The organism is Austwickia chelonae (genome assembly GCF_003391095.1).
Lineage (GTDB): Bacteria > Actinomycetota > Actinomycetes > Actinomycetales > Dermatophilaceae > Austwickia > Austwickia chelonae_A.
The window spans coordinates 56,143-71,890 of record NZ_CP031447.1 but is presented as its reverse complement, the minus strand read 5'-3'; the positions used below and the strand labels follow the sequence as shown (position 1 = coordinate 71,890).

Genomic DNA, 15,748 nt, shown 5'->3' with positions numbered 1-15,748 from the left:
ACATCACAGGCCTTACTGGGAGAATTAAGCCAGGATGAATTCCTGTAGGATATTTTTCTCAAAATTCGTAAATTTCCCGCAAGAGGAGGGTCACTCCCAAGAAAACGGCCTCCAGCCGATCAAAGATTTCGCATCCAGCAAATATCTAGAAGAAACTCAAAATGAAATGAGAAAAATTGGATACCAAATATTGATCCTTTTTGCAGGAGGCATGACACTTGCGGCACTAATAATATTAGCAATTAGCATGCTCAAATATCCAGGAGATACGCCTGGCGCAATCAACTCTTGGTACGAATCTCTCATAGGCAAGTCAGCAGACGGCCTTCAGCCCTCTGCCGCAGCCTTAGCACTTGATGCCGTCATGGTCGCCACATTCATCTCCGTTCCGGCAGGGGCGCGACCAAACAGCACAACACGCGACACGCCATGGTCTACAGCCAACACTCAAATCATGATAGACAAAACAGTCTCATATACGCTTTTTTTGGGTGCATAATTTCCTGGCTTCTCATCGAAATATCGCCTTCAAAATACGACCCTCGATCGCTGAATACATTGATCCCAGTCGCCTCAGCGCTACTCTGCGCAACACTGAGCAGACTTGCCGACCAGTCAGCTGAAAGTCACAAACTCGCCCAAACCAAGGCATCCATCAGAATGGAAAACCTCGAGATAGCACTCAAGGCTTACAGTAAATATGCATCGAATACGTCTCAGGAAATATCAGATAAACCCAGTAAATTGGACCACCTGAAAGAATTTCCATTTAAAATGATTATCCACTGGGATAAATTTCCCCTTACGCTACTTTTGTTGGCAATTTGCGCAGAAATATGGTCGACAGATTGCTCAATTAAGATGGCGGGGGTCGCTATTATCCTTGCACTCACAGCCATCTCAATGCAAATAATTATGATTGAGTCATCCTCCGACAATCAGGTGAAAGGGCTCACTCACGGAGAGTCTGACAGATCTTACCCTGAACCATTAATTTCTATCATGATATTGATTCTTATCCTAACTTCTCTCACACTTGCAACCGTATCCATCTACTTATGGATCCCAATGACCCTCCTTTCCGGTGCAAGTATTGCAATCTGCTGCACGGTAGATCAGGATAAGAAATATCTTGCATACATCCATAGAAAGTTGGAATCTCGAGCTAAATCAGCAAGAGAGTTCGCTACTCATCGCCCATTTAATAACGCACAGAAATTCCTACGCCCCTCAAGAAGTATGCCCCATAAGGGGACTCGAAGAAATGCGCGTATTCAACAAAACAAAAGGCCGAGAAATCGATGACAGGAATTGGCGTAAAGGCAACATGTAATTGAGAACTGCTAGCGAAATAACGAATATTCACCATGATGGCCTCTTCTTTATCAACAGGTCACTCCTGCAAGAAGAACAGACCAGCCGTCACGGATAGTGCTCACAGCCAGCCCGCTGTCAGCCGCGACGGCTAGTCTGCCGACGTGCTGCGCATCGCTACTTTCAATGTCAACGGGATCCGAGCCACCCAGCGGCGTGGTTTCGAGAACTGGCTAGCCACCCGCGGCTGCGATGTGGTCGCTCTGCAGGAAGTGCGCTGCCCGGTCGCCTCACTGCCGGAGGGCGTCTTCGGCGACTACCACTTGTCCTACGACTCAGGGCAGCTCGCCGGACGCAACGGGGTAGCGCTGCTCACCAAGGAGAAGCCGGCGGCGATCCGCTCCTGGGGTGCAGGGGTGCTGGTACGGGCCCCCGGTGACGGCCACGTCGAGATGAGCGAGCACGAGGAACACGGCAAACTCGCCAAGGAGTTGCGCGCCTTCGCGGACGAAGGCCGCTACCTGGAGGCCGACCTGGCCCACGTCCCGCTGACCGTCGCCTGCCTCTACCTACCCAAGGGCGGCCTCCCCGCGCACCTGCAAGACCCGAAACGGATGCGCGAAACCCCCGACGGTGGGGCGAAGTACGAACGGAAGATGAGCTTCCTCGCCGGCTTCGCACGACACCTGACCGCCGCCCGCAAGACAGCTGCCGCCTCAGGCCGGGAGTTCCTCCTCGTCGGTGACCTCAACATCGCTCACACCCCGCAGGACATCAACAACTGGAAGCGGCAACAGAAGTCCGAGGGCTTCCTCCCCGAAGAACGCGCCTGGCTCGACGAGGTCACCGGCCCGCGCACCCTCGTCGATGTCATCCGACGGTTGCACCCCGATGCTCAAGGCCCGTACTCGTGGTGGTCCTGGATGGGCAAGGCCTTCGCCAATGACACCGGCTGGCGGATCGACTACCAGTTGGCGACCCCGGCTCTGGCGGCGGCGGCCGTCGACGGTGGCACCGACCGTGACCCCTCGAGGGAAGAACGTATGAGCGATCATGCTCCCGTCGTCGTCGACTACGACTTCCCGGTGATCGCAGAACAACCGACCACGATTTCCTGACACCTGAAAGCGCTGTGCCAGATCGCCCCGATCACATCAGGTCGGGGCGATCTTCTGTGCCACTCGGAGCAGAATTTTCTCCCGCAGGCGCAAATTGCCCCGACACATATATTCCTAGTCAATACTTTTCAGCCTCGAACTGGTAGACATCCGCTATCGCTTATCTCGAACGTCATAGGGCAGACGGCCCCACCGGGCCGATACCAGCGTCGGCAGAGGAGATCGTCGTGGACACATGGGTTCTCACCAGGGACGACATCGGGCAGGTCTTGAACGCCTACGGCGTCGACAAGTTCATGAACTACATGATCGACACGCTCGAACAAGGATTTGCCGAACTCGGACACGGGTCACGGACCGGATCCCCACCCCGCAGCGGTTTCAGTCGTTCCGGAGAGATCCCCGGGATCATCGAGACGATGCCCCACCGGGAGAGCGGCCGCAGTGTCACCATCAAGACCGTCTCCTACAGCCCCCGCAACATCATCGATCACCAGCTCCCGACCATCCTCGCCACCATCGCCCGCGTCGACGACGACACCGGACGTCTCGTATCTCTTTGCGACGGAGTGCTGCTCACTGCCGTCCGCACCGGAGCAGCCAGCGCGCTGGCCACGAAACTCCTGGCCAAACCCGGCTCTCAGACCGTGGGGCTGATCGGCACCGGCGCCCAAGCCGTCACCCAGCTGCACGGACTCAACCAGGTCATCGACATCCGGCGGGTGATCGTCACCGACATCAATCCCCGGCACACCGCGTCCTTCGCCGATCGTGTCGCCCTCCTGGGGCTGCCCATCGAAGTCACCGATGTCGCCACCGTGCTCCGCGAATCCGATGTGATCTGCACCGCCACCTCCGTCGGGGTCGGCGAAGGACCCGTGTTCACCGACGGTGAGCACCGACCTCACCTGCACATCAATTCGGTGGGCGCCGATGAGGTCGGCAAATTCGAGCTCCCCGTCAGCCTGCTGCGCCGCGCGGTGGTCTGCTTCGACCACCACGAGCAGGCCCGCCACGAAGGCGAATGCCAACAGTTGAACGACGACGAGATGGGGCCCTCGCTCGCCCACCTGTGCGCGCACCCCCACGAAGCCGCCATCCACCAGGACGAACTGACCGTCTTCGACTCCACCGGCGTTGCCATGGAAGACCATCTGGCTCTCGACGTCCTCTTCGAAATGGCCAACGAACTAGGACTCGGATCACGTCTGCCCATCGAAGGCCGGCCCAGCGACCTCCTCGACCCCTACTCGCTGGCCGGGCTGGCCCGCTGACGCCGATCCGCACCCGCCCCGCTCTCATCACCCGCCCGCTACGGCTTCACCTCGACAACCCCTGCGGAGGAAGAACATTCCGAAATCCGATACAGCACCTTCGCGCGGGATAACGACACGCGCCGAACAACGGATACGTCAACCATCCGCCTCGGCCTGACACGAACCGCCCAGGTCTCCCCGTCTTTCTTCGACGCCGCGCAGAAAAGAACACGATCTTCGGAGCCCCGCCTTACTTTCAGAGCATCAGCTCTCGCTGAAGATAATTGAGCCGAAGACGTATACGAGCGTTCAAGTCGAACGCTCAGGGACGTAACATGACGACGTCCCTACGGGATACGACCGCCCGGCCGACCGCACCCTGCACCGGCCACTGGCGGCGGTCGTACCCAACGCGTCGAGGAGTGCCCTACTTGTCCTACTGGTACGACGAAGCCGCCGTCGGCCTGTCCGTCGGCACAGACCTTCGCGTGGGCAAGGGCACCGCGACGAGCCTGCCGCCGGATCTGTGAACAGGACGATCATGTTCCCCCCTGTCTCTCACCGGACGTCGGCTCACTCTCACCGACCGGCACCGGCTCGCGCTGCCGTTCCGTCTGTCCACCACGTCATCCGCACATCGGGTGGACCTTGGGCTGTGGCGTGGTTCCTCCCGTGGGACCTAACATGCGCACTGCGCAAATGGCATCTCCCCATGCCTTCATCTCCCTCACCGGTCAGGTATCTCATTGTGTGACACCGGCACCCATCCCCTCTTCCAGCGAAAGGACAGCCGTTGACCGACAACATGCCATCGGGCCGTCCTGACAGCAGTCCGTCCTCAGAGGTCTCCCGTCGCCGGGGACGCCACAGCTCGGCGGCGCCTCCAGGTTGGCGCACCCTCACCTCGGACTCGAGCCAGAGAAATCTCGCAGTTCCAGAAGAGGACTACCCCACTGCGCCCTTGCTGCGTGTGGCCCTCAGCCCACGTTCCCGGCAGAACGGGTCCGCCCGATCTGGCACGTTGTCGATCGTCCCCCCGATCGCACCTGAACGTGACGAGCCGACAGCTGCTCCTGCGTCCTGGCAGGAAAGAAACGGGCAAGGATCTGTCGAGGCCAGGGATCGTTCCGGCGCCTTACCCGCGTTGCCCGCCCTGAACGGCAAAACCACTGCACCGCCGAACGACCGCCCGATCTTCCGCACGAACGGAAGAGCTGTACCGGAGGAGAACGGCCAGGCCACACCGGCACCCAACGGGCGATCCATCAAGATCACCATCCCCGTCAAAGAGGAAACCCGTGCGCCGGGGAGCGCCCCGGCCGAAACTCCAGCCGAATCAGCAGACTCCGACTCTCCGCCATCGATCTCGATGTCTGCAGCACTCTCCGGATCGATCTCGACGCTGCCCGCCAGCATTCCTCTTCCAGTCGTCGCCCCTGTAGTCACATCCGCACCGATCAGCATCCCGCTGCCAACGGCTTCCCCCGAGCAGAAGTCGTCTCCCATCAGCGTCCCCATCCCCGTCGTGACTCCGCTGATCGCGCCGCCCGTACCTCCAGCATCGGTAACACCCGCCCGGAAGCCAGCAGAAGAAGCCGGCTCCACCGTACCGATCGCCCGGAATCCCAAAGCCCCCTCGAAACCGGCGGAAGCCTCCCCGAAACCGGCGGAGAAGTCCCGCACCGCGGCCTCCCCGCAGCGCCCCATCGGGAAAGACGGGCGGAAGGAAGCGGCTCCCGCTGTTGAACCCGCCGAGACGCAGAAGAAACCCGCTGAACCGCAGAAGAAATCCGCTGAACCCGCCGCCGACGACGAACCGGGCAAGGACCACAAGCCCCTGACGACCTCGCGGTCCGCCTTGCGCTCGTCGATCCCCCCGATGTCGGCTCCGTCGGCCTCCTGGTTCGGTGACCCCCGGTTCGCCCCTGGCGCTCCACGACGACCGTCTGTTCCTGGTCGCACACGTCCTTCTCCGAAGAACCCCGAGAACGAGCTGGACACCAGAGAACTCGCTATCCGCCGCGCTCCGGACAGGTCGAAGTCCCCCGTCCCACCGCTTCCCCTGCACGAAACCGAGGAAAAGCCTGCTGCGAAGAAGGACGCTCCAGAGACTCCACGTCCTCCCGAGCGCAGGGTCCTTCAGCCACAGAAGGAACAGGACGAACCGGTCAAGCAGACCCTTACCGACAAGCAGACCGCTGGCGACAAACCGACCGAGCTGCAAGCAGGCGATACCCAGCCAACCCGGGTCGGGACTCGCGCCGCAGCCCGAGCAGCGGCCCGCGCTGCTGAGCTCGCAGCGAAAGCAGCGCTGGACGACTCCCCCCTGGGCACGGACATCACCACTCCCAGCCGGCTGAAGATCCCTGCCCGGCGTCCGGCCCATGCCAAGAAAATCGAAGAGACACTGCCTGAAACTCAGCAGAAGTCTGCTGCACCAACCAAGTCGGACAAGCCCTCGGCCAAGGCTGAAGAGAAAGCTGCGAAGAAGGCCGAACCGGTAGCCGGAACAACCCAGCCGGTGGTCCAGTCGGACGCAGCTGCGACGAAGGCAGCCAAGCCACCGCAGAAGCCCGAGCTCAAACCAGAAGCAGCTGTTCCCCCGGCGGAACAGCCCAAGCCAACGCCGGTGCCGCCAGCACCGGAGCAGAGCGTACCCACGCCGGCAGAGCCACCGGCGCAGGCCGTCAGCTCCGTAGAGGCGCCAGCTGAGGTCTCGGAGAAGGACACCAAGGACGAGCCTCCGACAAAGTCGACCAAGCCTGAAGAAAAGTCGACGGCAGCACCATCACAGATCGCTGTCCCTAGAACGCCACGCCACGCTGCACCGTCGAAAACCGAGCCCTCTGCACAACAGGCCTCGACCCGGGCTGCCATCAGAGCAGCTGCGCGCGCTGCTGAGGAAGCGGCAAAACCGCCGCTTGACCCCCCGCAGGGTGAACGCCAGAGCCGGGACACCTCGGTGTCGGATTCGCCGTCGTCCCCGGTCTCGACGCCACCGCCAGCCTCACCGTCGGCGAAGTCCCCTGCGGCGGCTGAACCTCCGACTTCGGCTGAACCTCCGACCGCAACAGAGTCACCTGCGGCGCAGACATCCCCTGCCGTCAAGGATGCTCCCAAGACGCCGAGCAAGGTCGAGACGGCTCCGACCGAGATCGCCAAGAAAATGACCGACGACAAGAAGAAATCCGTCCCGGAGCGGCGAGAGCAGGAGGACGATGCTCCATCACCGCAGAGCGCCGAGCCACGAAAAGAGCCGTCTCTCCGGAAAACACCACCGGCAGGCGCTCCTACTGTCCAGCAGCCTGCGAAAACCCAGCGGCCGGAGCGGCCGAAAGCCGCAGCCCCAGCCGCAGAGAAAAGCGAGCTGAAGAGCCAGGTTCCGGCGAAGAAGAACGAGCCGGACACCTCCCCGCTCCGGGTGATCGCTGACCCCAAGGCCGACAAGTCCGCTCCGCAGCCCACCCGTGCTGCGAAACGTGCCGCCGCCCGCGCCGCTGCTCTCGCCGCGACATCTGTTGAGCCGGCGGCTCCTTCCTCGGAAGAACAAGACAAACCGTCACCGGAGAAGCTCTCCGTAGAAAAGCCTGCGGCCACAGAACAACCTGCGGTCACGAAAAAACCCGCGGTCGTAGAAAAGCCTGCAGCCACCCGAGCGCCGCAAAAGGCTCCGGAGAAGAAGGCCCCAGCAGAGCAGCCTCCGAAGCCAGGCCAGGTCGACCCCGACCTGACGATCTTGAACCCGAAGGTCGTTCTGCCGGAGATTCCGCCGCGCGAAAGCCCCGGCCGCACCGCAGAAAAGGATGCCCGGGCTGCTTCACAGCGGGAGGATGACACCTTCCAGGAGCCCTCTGCGCTGAAGGGTGAGCCTCCTTTCCAGACCGGGTCCCCCTTCCGGACCAGTTCACCCTTCCAGACCGGGCCTTTCCGACCCGACGAGCCTCCCCGCAGTGAGTCGTCCTTCCGGACGAGCTCGCCCTTCCAGACCGGTCCCTTCCGGCCCGACCCGCCCTCGCGGGACGAGTCCACCTTCCGTAGCGGTGCTCCCTTCCAGGGTGAATCTCCGTTCCGGACGAGTTCACCCTTCCAGACCGGCCCCTTCCGGCCCGACCCGCCCTCGCGGGACGAGCCGCCCTTCCGGGAGGAGCCCCCGGCTCGGAACGAACCTCCTTTCCAGACCGGGTCCCCCTTCCGGACGAGTTCACCCTTCCAGACCGGCCCCTTCCGACCGGGCACCCCTGCTGGTACCGAGGCGCCTTTCCAGACCGGGCCCTTCCGACCCGGCCCTCCCGCCCACGAAGAGGATCTCTTCCGCAACGAGCCAGCACTCCCCCGGGAGACCTACTTCCGCAGCGAAAGTCCTTACCGGGTAGACGAATCCGTCTCGCTAGAGTCCCCTCCGCTGGTGCCATTCCGCACGGAGGACCCGTTCCGCCCCAAGGCTCCACCGCTGGAGAAGACCCCCGATCCGCAAGCGGAGGCCGTTGTTCGGCCTCACTCAGCTGAGTCCCTGCGTCAATCGGAGCGCCCGGACCTGCCCCCGTGGCCGGACGAACCCTTTGAGAACGCGCCGCCTTCCGCCGAGAAGGAAGCACTCCTCGAGGCGCCTGCCGATGCCGCCAATCTGCCTGCTGCCTACCCACCGGTCACCGTCCAGGTGTTGGAGGCCCGCGCGGACGAACTGGAGCGTCGCAGGCTCGGCACCCGGCACGGCTGGCCGTGGTGGCGCAAGCTCTGGCATCGTTTCTCGCTGCTGCTCAGCGCCGATGACACCCCGATGCGGTTGGCTGCCAGCATCGAGGAAACCCAGGTTGAGCTGCAGACCGGCCTCCGGGTCGGAGTCATCGGGGCGGAAGGCGGCGTCGGGGTCACCACGGTGGCTGCGCTCATCGCTCACTGCTTCGTCCGCGCCCGCCAGGACAGTGTTTCCGTGGTTGCCTCCGCCGATGACCGTGGAGCCTTGGCCACCGCCCTCGGCTCGGAGACCCACTGCTTCGCGTCACACGCCCTGGAATCAGCCATCTCGCCACAGGACCTGGTGGACAACCTGGCCTACAGCCCGGACGGTGCGGTGACAGCGGTGACAGCGGTCGATATCGACGACAGTCACCTGCGCAAGCTGGTCAACCGGCTCACCTACTGCCATACGTTGACCGTCCTCGACATGGGTCGGGACACCAGGCATCATCTGCTCGACCAGTGCCATGTCATGGTCTTGGTGGCCAGTCCGTCCGTACCAGGGATGCTTGCCGCGAAGCAGGCGCTACGCGAGCTGGATTCCCTGGGCGTTCCGGTAGAGCGTGTTGTCGTGCTCGTCGTGGACACCGGCCGGGACACCGGAATCACTCCGGCTCGAGCGATCAGCGCCATCACCGGCGGTCATCGTCCAGGTCGGGTCATCCCCTGCGACCGCCATCTCGGCGGGGCGACAAGGATCGATCTCGCTCATCTCGCCGAGCCGACCTCTGTCGCTTCGGCAGAACTGGTCGCTTTGTTGACGGGCATCGCCGCTGACTCCTCCTGAACGGCGAACGCTCGTCGCCTGTCCGCGGCCGAGTCGTGCGCAGGCGGCCCAGGATCCTCGGCGGCCCTGCCGTGCGCGTTCCATTGTGTCCCGGTAGGTCGAAAATCTTTGGGGTGCAGTCGTTCCTGCTGGATGCCAGGCTCCTACGTGTCCTGACGCGAGGAGGGATGCACCGATGTCTTCGCCGTCGATCTCCGCATAGGCCAGGGTGCGCCCGTACCGGTCGGTGTGGTCCGTGGTGGGATCTGTGATGATCCGTATCTCTCGTCCGGAGACTTTCGCCGCGAGTGCCTCGCGGGCCTGGGTGGCTCCGCATTGGGCTGGTTGTCCGTCGTGTCCGGTCTCCGGGGCGTCGATGCCGAGGAGTCGAACTCGTAGGGTGCCGGTTGTCGAGCGGATGTCGAGGGTGTCGCCGTCGATGACGGTGGCCACCTGGTTGGTGTTCGTGGCGGCTGTGTTCGTTCCTGTCCAGGGTGGTGTGCAGCCGGTGAGCAGGAGGCTTGTCGCGATGATTGCGGCGAATCCGCTGCTGTAGCTGGTGGGTGGAGGTGGCTGGCGTGGGGCGGATACTCCGTAGGGGTGTTGGGCTGGTGGGGGAAAGGGCATGCCGGTCAGGGTGTCTTTTTCCCTGGCGGGTCGGTGTCCTTTCGTCTGTGGTTGTGGATGGTGTCCGATCTGTTTCGCCCCTGTGGACGGCCATGCTGGTCTGTTCTCCGGTGGTGCCGGGTGGTGTCGGTGTCTGTAGTTCAGGGGCGGGCTGCGGTGTTCGGGGTGGGGGTGGATCTGCGTCGGCAGAAGATCGTGATGGCGAGGGCCGAGCAGGCGGGGAGGGCGGCCAGGAAGAGCCAGGGGACAGGCGCGCTGGGGTTGGGGGTGCGTGCCAGGTCGAGGAGTTGCCCGGCGGCGGTGCTTCCGATGAGTACCGCAAGTCCGCCCAATGAAGAGATGAAGCCGAGGTAGCTGCCGAGGCAGCGGTGTTGAGCGAGTTCGGCGACGGTGTCCCGGGCGGCGGGGAGTACCAGCATCTGCCCGAGGTGCAGGAGGACGACGAGGGTGATCACCGGGAGATAGGCGGTCGGCCCGTTCACCGAGTACGGGGCTGCGACGGCGACGACGAGGAAGCAACCTGAGAGCAGAAGGTATCCGCGGCGTAGTGCGGCAGCTGTGCCCCAGCGCAGCGCCCGTCGAGTCACCGGGAGTTGCAGGGTGATGGTCAGAAGGGCGGCGAGCGCGAACAGCCAGGTGATCGCGGTGCTGGGTGCGCCGATGCGTGCAAGTTCGACGGGGACTGCGAGGTACAGCTGGTTGTAGGTGAGCAGGTAGGTCGAGTGGATCGCGGCGAAGACGAGGAAGGTCCGGTTGGTGAGCACGGTGGACAAGGATTCGAGGATGGCGGTGGGTTCTCCGATGCGGGTTCCTCGGGGGAGCCATCGCAGCTGTGCGGCAAGGATGATGGTAAAGATGCCGGCCGCGACGAGGCAGGTCGCGCGGAAGGGGATGACGAGGAGGACACCGCCGAGCAGGGGGCCGATGACCGATCCGAGCTTGGAGCACATGCTTTCGAGTCCGACGATTTCCTGAAGGGTGGGTCCACCGCCCTGTTCGACTTCGTGGCCCCAGGCGACGATGGCCGATTCGGTGGCTGGGGAGAAGAGTGCGGCGGCCAGTCCGATGAGGGTGACGCCGACGATGACGCCGGGGAGTTCCTGGGTGAGTCCGAGGACGAGGAAGGCCGTGATCCGGATCAGGCATCCGACGACGATGCTGAGCCGGATGCCGAAGCGGTCGGCGAGTGCACCGCCGAAGAAGAACATGCCTTGTTGGGAGAAGGTGCGGAGACCGAGGATCACTCCGATCATCCATCCGGCGAGTTTGAGTTCGTCGCCCAGGTAGGAGGCGAGGAAGGGGACCACCAGGTAGAAGCCGATGTTGAAGGCCAGTTGGGTGATCAGCAGGAGGCGCAGCAGTCCGGGCAGTGCGAGGAAGGTGCGGAGGTCGTTCCGGTTCTTCGTGGGGGTGGTGATCATGGGAGGTCTGTCCGGGGGTAGGAGCGGGCGCCGGCGGGTCGCGCGACTGGGCCGGTCATCGGCGCGGTCTCCTCCTGGCATATCGGTCGTTGTTGATCACTATTCTCAACTTAGTCGTAGGTGGACAGATCATCGGGTGGGCCAGACACCACCTTTAGAGCAGGAACATCTCGATGCGCAAGGACACTGGTCGACGACACCGCACGCCTCCAGGGCCTGTGGCCCTTTCCGAGCTACCGTGACGGACGAAGCTCAGCCCGGCGCGCCAGGGTGACCGGGCGTCCTGCCGCGATGACGCGGCTCCGCGAAGGAGGCCGGGATGACCATGTCCTATCGCATCCGTATCGCTGAGGACGTCCGGATGGCCGTCGCTGCGGGCAGACCAGTCCTGGCGTTGGAGTCGACCATTATCACCCATGGTCTGCCCCGCCCGCTCAACCTCAGGATCGCGCAGGATGCCGAGCGCATCGTCCGTTCCTTCGAGGTCCTTCCCGCGACCGTGGGGGTCGTCGACGGTGTCCCGACGGTCGGGCTTTCCGCCGAGGAGATCGAGGCGCTCGCCTCGGACGAGCAGGCGGTGAAGGTCTCCGTACGGGATCTGTGCACTACGGCGGTGGCTCGGGCGAACGGGGGCACGACGATCGCAGCCACCAGCCATCTCGCCCATCGTGCGGGCATAGCGGTCTTCGCGACCGGCGGTCTGGGCGGAGTACACCGCGGCGCATCCTTCTCGTTCGACGAGTCGACCGATCTCCACACCTTGTCCCAGGTGCCGGTCGTGCTGGTCTGTTCGGGGGTGAAGGCGGTACTCGATGTTCGGGCGACCTTGGAACGTCTGGAGACTTTGGCGGTTCCGGTGCTGGGATACCGGACGAACCGCTGTCCGGGTTTCTACGTCCCGGATGCGGGGCTCCCGCTGAGGCAGCGGGCCGATTCGCCTGAGCAGGTCGCCGATGTCTTCCGCGCCCAGTCGGCTTTTGGTGTGTCCTCCGCCGTGGTGGTGGCCAATCCGATCCCGGCAGAAGCGGCTTTGGAGCCGGAGGAGCTGGATCAGATGCTCGCCCGGGCTTGGACTGCGGCGGAGAGTTCGGAGGTGAGTGGTCAGGATGCGACGCCCTTCCTGTTGGAGCAGCTGTCCCGGTCGACCGGGGGACGTAGCGTGCAGGCGAATGTGGCGCTCTATCTGAGCAATGTGCGGTTGGGCGCTTTGGTGGCGGCCGCCTTGTCCCGGGCGTCGGCGGCTGTTCGGGGGTGAGCGGTGATGCTCGGGGTGCTGGGCGATCTGGTGCACGACGTGGTCGTTCACCGGCAGGAACCGATCCGGTACGCCTCGGATACCGCCGCGACGGTGGTCGTACGTCGAGGAGGCAGCGCGGCCAATGTGGCGGCCTTTGCCGGGCTGTGTCATCCGACACGTTTCTTCGGGTGTGTAGGGGATGATCTGGCTGGCCGGCTGGCGGTCGAGGAGCTCCGGGCCTGCGGGGTCGACGTACGGGTTCAGCGCCGAGGCCGCACCGGGACGATCGTGGTGATGGTCGATGAGACCGGTGAGCGCTCGATGTTCCCTGATCGTGGGGCGTCAGCGGAGCTGGAGCATCTCGGCGACGAGGAGTTGCGGGGAGTGGAGCTTCTGCATTGTCCGGCCTATGGGTTGGTCGGGGGCAGTACGGCGTCCACCGCGATGGACGCTTTGGCCAGGGTCCGCGATGCAGGCGGATTGACCAGCGTCGACGTCTCTTCGGTCGGCGTGGTCCGGGCCTTGTCTCCGACGGTTTTCGCAGATCTGCTGTGTCGGATCTCGCCGGACGTGATCTCGGCGAATGCGCAGGAATGTTCTGTGTCGGGCCTGGTGTCTGCCGACGGCCGCCCCGGACCGACACTGGCTCGGATGCCGAGGACCCTGGTAGTGGCTCGGCATGGCCCCGACCCGACCACGTTGGTGCAGGTGGGCATGGACCCGGTACGGGTACCGGTGCCGCCGGTGCCCGTGGTGCGCGACACCACAGGCGCCGGTGACGCCTTCAACGCAGGCTTCCTGGCGACCTGGCTGGGTGACCGCCGTGATCTCGTCAATGCGGTTCAGGCTGGGCATCGGTCGGCCGCACGGGTGCTCCACCAGCTGGGGGCGGCTCTGACGGGAGAGTCTCCGGACCGGGCAGTGTCGCGGCCCGGCCCGGAGATCACGCGTTCTCAGCGGCCGATGTCGAGACGGTAGTCCTCGTCCTTCACCAGCGGGACGACCTTCTTGAAAAGGTGGTTGAACAGCAGAGCCAGGCTCAGGGGCGCGGCCAGGAAGGCCACCAGGCCTTTGAGGACAGCGGTCATCGACCAGCTGTGGGCGCTCATGAAGGCGACCGGGCCGACGGCGCCGGAGAAACCGAAGCCCGCGCTGAAGGGCGTGCCGTCGATACCCAAGGTGACGCCGACGAGTCCACACAGGGCTGCGCTGCAGATGGTGGGGATGGCGATCTTCGGGTTGGACAGGAATCTGGCCATGGAGATCTTCGGCGACCCCAGCACGTGGGCGACGCACAGTCCAGGGCCGTTGACCCTCCAGCCGAGGACGGCGAAACCGAATCCGGCCGCGCAGACCCCGAGATTGGCCGCGCCTGCGCCGATACCGGAGATGGAGATCGCCAGGGCGATACCGACGGTGGTCACCGGAGAGAGGATCAGCACGGAGAAGACCACGGCGATCAGGACTGCCATCACGATGGGTTGCAGGCTGAGCAGCTGTTCGATGCCGCGCCCGATGGCAGCGGTGACGCTCATGTTGTAGGGCAGCATCAGCCGTCCGGCGACTCCGGCGACGGCAACGACGGTGACCGGTACGACGAGGATGGCGTAAGTACGGGTGCGTTCACCGATGGCCAGCACGATGGCGGCGCCCAGTGCGGCGGTCATCCCCATGGTGATGACATCGCCGGTGCCCTTGAGAACCATGGCGCCATTGGTGATGACGACAGCTCCGGAAGCGAATTGGGTGGCGATCGCGATCGATCCGGATTCGATGGGGGTGAACTTGAAGTTCAGTCCGACGAAGAATCCGATGACGACGGCCATCATGGAGGTGGACACCGTGGTGGCGTCGAGGAGGACCTTCAGCCAGGGCGCTGTCGGCAGCAGCACCTTGAGGATTTCGCCGAGAAAGGCGCCAGGGATCAGGGAGACGATCACGCCGAGAGCGATTCCGTTCAGGATGTTCATCATGAAGGAGGGCCTGGGTGCGGCTTCGGCGGTGGCCGGGGCCGTGGCCGGGGTGGTGGCCTTCGGGTCGAGGGTCGACTCCTCCTTCCCGGGTGGCCCCTCCTTGAGGGCAGTGGCTGCGGATGTCTGGGACATGTGGGTTCCTGACGTGGCTGGTCGGTCGTACAAGTTCCGACATGATCTGCGGAAGGAGATCTCAATGTCGGGACCGTCCATCTAGTGGGTACTTCATTGAGGACCTCTTTGCGTATGCGCTGGTCACACGCAGTAATTCCGTGAATCCCCCTCACAATTTTTTATCCATATATCGAGATGATTCAGCTCACTTCCGCGGATATCAGGCCTGCCGGAGCAGCCGAAAGCCTCCCGCGAACAATCCGAGCGAGAATATCTCCAGCCACCCCTTCCCCGAGAGGAATCCAGATGTCTCGTTGGACCACGGTCGACATCCCCGACCAGACCGGCCGCAGATTCGTCATCACCGGCGCGAATTCCGGAATCGGCTTCGAGGCCGCGCGCGCCCTGGCCGGGAAGGGCGCCCACGTCGTCATGGCCTGTCGGAATACGACCAAGGGCGAAGCGGCGCGAGTCGGTATGGGCGGATCGACCGAGGTGCGTCATCTCGACCTGGCCGATCTGGAGTCGGTGGCGAATTTCGCCGCTGAGCTGGACCGCGTCGACGTCCTGATCCTGAATGCCGGAGTGATGGACATTCCCTTGGCCCGCACTGCCGCCGGGCATGAAATGCAATTCGCGACCAATGTGCTCGGCCATTTCCTCCTGTCGCAATCGGTTCTGCCCGTCTTGACCGATCGGGTGGTCTGGTTGGGGTCGATCGCACACCGGTTCGGAACGGTCGAGGTGTCTGACCTGGATTGGAACTCCCGCCCGTACGACAGCGCGAAGTCGTACGCCCAGTCGAAGCTGGCCTGCATCGTCCTGGCCCTGGAACAGCAGCGTCGGTTCATTCGCGAGGGGAGCACCCTGCGATCCATCGCAGCACATCCCGGAATGTCATCCACGAATCTCTTTGGAAGAAGCGGGAATTCATTCAAAGATCAGGCTTCACGCTTCTTCGTCGCCACCCCGGCAGCCCAGCCCGCTTGGATGGGCGCGCTGCCCGAGCTCTACGCTGCAACCGTGCCCGATCTGCCCGGCGGCTTCTACATAGGCCCCGACGGCATCGGTGAGACGCGTGGTTATCCCCGGCCGGTATCGGCGCGCGCCTCGGCCTACGACCCTGCACTGGGACACCAGCTGTGGGAAGCATGCGAACAGATGACCAGTCGCTGACCCTCGGCG

11 protein-coding genes and 1 pseudogene are annotated in these 15,748 nt (G+C 63.6%); 9 read left to right on the top strand and 3 right to left on the bottom strand.

Annotated features, from left to right (window positions below):
• Positions 1-34 precede the first annotated feature (34 nt).
• The 5 genes from DX923_RS15995 to DX923_RS16525 all read left to right on the top strand — a co-directional run bounded on the left by DX923_RS15995 (position 35) and on the right by DX923_RS16525 (position 9,212).
• On the top strand, positions 35-499 hold the full coding sequence (locus DX923_RS15995; protein WP_162872667.1) for a hypothetical protein: 465 nt from the start codon (positions 35-37) through the stop codon (positions 497-499).
• Positions 500-1,478: 979 nt separating this feature from the next.
• Positions 1,479-2,432 (top strand): exodeoxyribonuclease III, encoded by a 954-nt coding sequence (locus tag DX923_RS00335; protein WP_205413072.1) that lies wholly within the window; start codon positions 1,479-1,481, stop codon positions 2,430-2,432.
• Positions 2,433-2,659: 227 nt separating this feature from the next.
• Positions 2,660-3,706 carry an ornithine cyclodeaminase family protein gene (locus DX923_RS00330; protein WP_205413071.1) on the top strand — a complete coding sequence of 349 codons (1,047 nt, stop codon included), beginning with the start codon at positions 2,660-2,662 and terminating at the stop codon, positions 3,704-3,706.
• A 317-nt stretch (positions 3,707-4,023) separates the two neighbouring features.
• Positions 4,024-4,218, top strand: a complete 195-nt coding sequence (locus DX923_RS15990) for a hypothetical protein (protein ID WP_162872666.1) — start codon at positions 4,024-4,026, stop codon at positions 4,216-4,218.
• A 263-nt stretch (positions 4,219-4,481) separates the two neighbouring features.
• Positions 4,482-9,212, top strand: a complete 4,731-nt coding sequence (locus tag DX923_RS16525) for a hypothetical protein (protein ID WP_240322681.1) — start codon at positions 4,482-4,484, stop codon at positions 9,210-9,212.
• Between the two features lie 105 nt (positions 9,213-9,317).
• Here DX923_RS16525 and DX923_RS17045 read toward each other — a convergent pair.
• A pseudogene (locus DX923_RS17045) lies at positions 9,318-9,569 on the bottom strand (thermonuclease family protein); the annotation flags it as partial.
• On the opposite strand from DX923_RS17045, the gene DX923_RS16520 reads away from it, so the two are divergent.
• Positions 9,463-9,747, top strand: coding sequence for a hypothetical protein (locus tag DX923_RS16520; RefSeq protein ID WP_240322680.1), 285 nt, complete (start codon positions 9,463-9,465; stop codon positions 9,745-9,747). The pseudogene DX923_RS17045 and the gene DX923_RS16520 overlap by 107 nt on opposite strands.
• A 211-nt stretch (positions 9,748-9,958) precedes the next feature.
• On the opposite strand, the gene DX923_RS00300 is transcribed toward DX923_RS16520, so the two are convergent.
• Entirely contained in the window at positions 9,959-11,239 is a 1,281-nt protein-coding gene (locus DX923_RS00300; RefSeq protein WP_116111843.1) for an MFS transporter, read from the bottom strand.
• Positions 11,240-11,558: 319 nt separating this feature from the next.
• Here DX923_RS00300 and DX923_RS00295 point away from each other — a divergent pair, with 319 nt between their 5' ends.
• Both DX923_RS00295 and DX923_RS00290 read left to right on the top strand, forming a co-directional pair.
• The gene (locus DX923_RS00295; RefSeq protein WP_116111842.1) at positions 11,559-12,494 is read left to right on the top strand and encodes a pseudouridine-5'-phosphate glycosidase; all 936 of its coding nucleotides are present in this window, start codon (positions 11,559-11,561) and stop codon (positions 12,492-12,494) included.
• Between the two features lie 6 nt (positions 12,495-12,500).
• Positions 12,501-13,454 (top strand): carbohydrate kinase family protein, encoded by a 954-nt coding sequence (locus tag DX923_RS00290; protein WP_116111840.1) that lies wholly within the window; start codon positions 12,501-12,503, stop codon positions 13,452-13,454.
• On the opposite strand, the gene DX923_RS00285 is transcribed toward DX923_RS00290, so the two are convergent.
• Positions 13,430-14,581 (bottom strand): PTS transporter subunit IIC, encoded by a 1,152-nt coding sequence (locus DX923_RS00285; RefSeq protein WP_205413070.1) that lies wholly within the window; start codon positions 14,579-14,581, stop codon positions 13,430-13,432. The two genes, DX923_RS00290 and DX923_RS00285, sit on opposite strands and share 25 nt — an antisense overlap.
• A gap of 288 nt (positions 14,582-14,869) precedes the next feature.
• Between DX923_RS00285 and DX923_RS00275 the strand changes: the two genes are divergently transcribed.
• Positions 14,870-15,739: an oxidoreductase gene (locus DX923_RS00275; RefSeq protein ID WP_116111834.1), complete on the top strand. Its 870-nt coding sequence runs from the start codon at positions 14,870-14,872 to the stop codon at positions 15,737-15,739.
• Positions 15,740-15,748 lie beyond the last annotated feature (9 nt).

Bases quoted from the DNA above. Each gene is read 5' to 3' on its own strand.
- DX923_RS15990 (WP_162872666.1), top strand. From the start codon at position 4,024: ATGACGACGTCCCTACGGGATACGACCGCCCGGCCGACCGCACCCTGC.
- DX923_RS00275 (WP_116111834.1), top strand. From the start codon at position 14,870: ATGTCTCGTTGGACCACGGTCGACATCCCCGACCAGACCGGCCGCAGA.
- DX923_RS16520 (WP_240322680.1), top strand. From the start codon at position 9,463: ATGATCCGTATCTCTCGTCCGGAGACTTTCGCCGCGAGTGCCTCGCGG.
- DX923_RS00300 (WP_116111843.1), bottom strand. From the start codon at position 11,239: ATGATCACCACCCCCACGAAGAACCGGAACGACCTCCGCACCTTCCTC.
- DX923_RS00290 (WP_116111840.1), top strand. From the start codon at position 12,501: ATGCTCGGGGTGCTGGGCGATCTGGTGCACGACGTGGTCGTTCACCGG.
- DX923_RS00295 (WP_116111842.1), top strand. From the start codon at position 11,559: ATGACCATGTCCTATCGCATCCGTATCGCTGAGGACGTCCGGATGGCC.
- DX923_RS15995 (WP_162872667.1), top strand. From the start codon at position 35: ATGAATTCCTGTAGGATATTTTTCTCAAAATTCGTAAATTTCCCGCAA.
- DX923_RS00285 (WP_205413070.1), bottom strand. From the start codon at position 14,581: ATGTCCCAGACATCCGCAGCCACTGCCCTCAAGGAGGGGCCACCCGGG.